This window comes from bacterium (assembly GCA_016873475.1).
In the GTDB taxonomy this organism is placed as follows: Bacteria; Krumholzibacteriota; Krumholzibacteriia; order JACNKJ01; family JACNKJ01; genus VGXI01.
Map to the genome: position 1 here is coordinate 1 of VGXI01000358.1, position 2,094 is coordinate 2,094.

At 66.4% G+C, this 2,094-nt stretch carries 2 protein-coding genes; both read right to left on the reverse strand.

What is annotated here, in order from left to right; genetic code table 11:
• Positions 1-125 precede the first annotated feature (125 nt).
• The gene (locus FJ251_15735) at positions 126-533 is read right to left on the reverse strand and encodes a putative toxin-antitoxin system toxin component, PIN family (GenBank protein MBM4119152.1); all 408 of its coding nucleotides are present in this window, start codon (positions 531-533) and stop codon (positions 126-128) included.
• Complete coding sequence (locus FJ251_15740) at positions 530-793, reverse strand: AbrB/MazE/SpoVT family DNA-binding domain-containing protein (protein ID MBM4119153.1); 264 nt, start codon at positions 791-793, stop codon at positions 530-532. Before FJ251_15740 ends, FJ251_15735 begins: the two co-directional genes overlap by 4 nt.
• Positions 794-2,094 lie beyond the last annotated feature (1,301 nt).

A 2,094-nucleotide genomic window follows, 5' to 3' on the forward strand; every position in this document is an offset into this window, starting at 1 on the left:
TGAATCCCCTTCGCGCTGCTCTGTGTGCTGCTCTATCTCGTCGGGCGGGAGAAGCTGCTGGCGGGCCGGGCGCGGTAGGGGCCGGCGAGGCCGCCGGGTGCGGGACGTCGTTCGATTGTGCTCGTCTATCTCGTGAGATGCTCGGTCACGAAACGGCGAGGAGTGAGAACAGCGATCGCTTCGAAACCCGAGCAGCGGAGAAGCGCCTTGTCACCGCTGACGACGATTCTAGCGCCCCCGCCGATGGCACAAGCAAGGAACTTGTCATCGTGGGGATCGTCGCAGACCGGCTCGGGAAGCGGGGCTGGCTGGATCAAGTGCGAGCGGATCATGACGAGGCCAAGAATGGGATGGGGATCGAGCTGGGGAAACTCTAACTGAAGCTCCAGCGCGACGCGAGTGTACTCCGCTAGGATATCGGGACTTGTGACCAGCTCGAGCCGTCCACGGCGCCACGTATCCAGAATCTCGTATGGAGGCCCGGAGAAGAAGATGCCCGAGATGAGAACGTTCGTATCGAGGACGATCCTCATTTCTTGGCGCGGGCACGCGAGACCGCGCCGGCTACGTCGCCCTTCCGGAGGCCGGAGCGTCGTGCTTGCGAGCGCGCCTCAGCGATCAGGCCATCGAACTCGGCGATGGAGGGCGGCGAGATGACCTTGAGAATCACCACATCCCCTTCTCCCAGCACAAGGAATTGCACCCCGGGGAGGAGCCGCAGCTTCTGGCGGACCTCCTCGGGAATGACGACCTGCCCCTTGGACGACAGGCGCGTGGTAGCCGGCAAACCCATTTGAGCCTCCTGATGGGGATCTTACCAGTAAGATCATAGTCCGTCGAGGCTCGCAGCGCAAGGGGGCTGTCCAGGCTCAGGCCACCTGCAGGTCAAACCCCAGGCGCTACCCGCAGACCCGAAGCGGCAGACAGGTGCCTGCCCTTCTCAGCCCGAAGCTCGGTGCTACCCCATCGATAAGCACTACCCCCGGGGCGGGATTGGGGTCCGTGATTGCGTCAGCCCAGCCGTCGGCTAGCCGCTTCTACTGGGTGCGGCCATCGGCGTTACCAAGGGCCAGACGGTTCAGGTGATAGCGGACGCTGCTCTCATCGGCGCCGAGGATCTCGGCGATCCGACGCCGGCTCTGGCCGCGCTCGGCCAGGTACTTGAGACTCATGCGTGCCTCCTGCATGAGCGTCACGGCCGGTCCCCGCCCGCGACAGGCGGGAGTCTGCCGGACCGGCGCCAGGATGTCAGGAGGAGGGGTGCGGGAATCTGGGTGTCGCGTTAGCCCCAGGATAGGCTGCCGCGCTGTAGGGGCGCTGCGCATTTCGAGCAGCGCCTTGCGATGGAAGTACTGGAATCCGTCCACGGTGACCACGTAGCCCTGCCGGGCCAACTCGCCGATCGAGGCCGCAAGGGATCGAACCAGCGCTGCCGGCGAGGCTCTCGCATAGGCGGTCGAGTTCTTCTCGACGGCCGCAAGAGCCCCGATTGGTTTGGTTTACGGTTGCCATGGCGCTAAGGTAGAAAACCCTACCTTAGCGACCCGCCTTTGGCAGGTTCTGAGCTTGAGGAGCGACAGGCCGATCGCCGCGGCGACCTCGCGCGTGGCGGACCTCCACCAGCCCCCGGGGGCGGGTTGCCCGCTGCCCGCGGCTACTTGCCACGGCGCGCGGCCGCGATGTCGCAGGTCACGCTTCCGAGGCCGCGCGGTAGGCGTGCTCCACGAATCGATTCCAGCCCTTCTGGGTTCTCGACTCGACCACCCAGCGGAATCCGCCGCCGGCTTCCGGCCAGTAGGCCATCCGCGCCCGGCCGGCCGGCATGTCCGCCTCGAAGCCCACGGCTTCGGGGTGCAGGTCGGTCACGTCCGCCAGCACGCCATGCGAGCGCTTGCCGTCGGACGCGAAGGACCAGAAGCAGACCACACCGTCGTCCCCCGCACCGATCAGCGCGTGCTCCTCGTACACGCGGCTGGAGCCGGCGGCGCCGAACTCCCAACTGGCTTGCAGGCGGAGGAAGTGGCCGCCGAGGATCGGCTCCAGCAGCCGACGGCAGCGAACCGGACCCATCGGCGAATCGCTCTCGGCAACCCA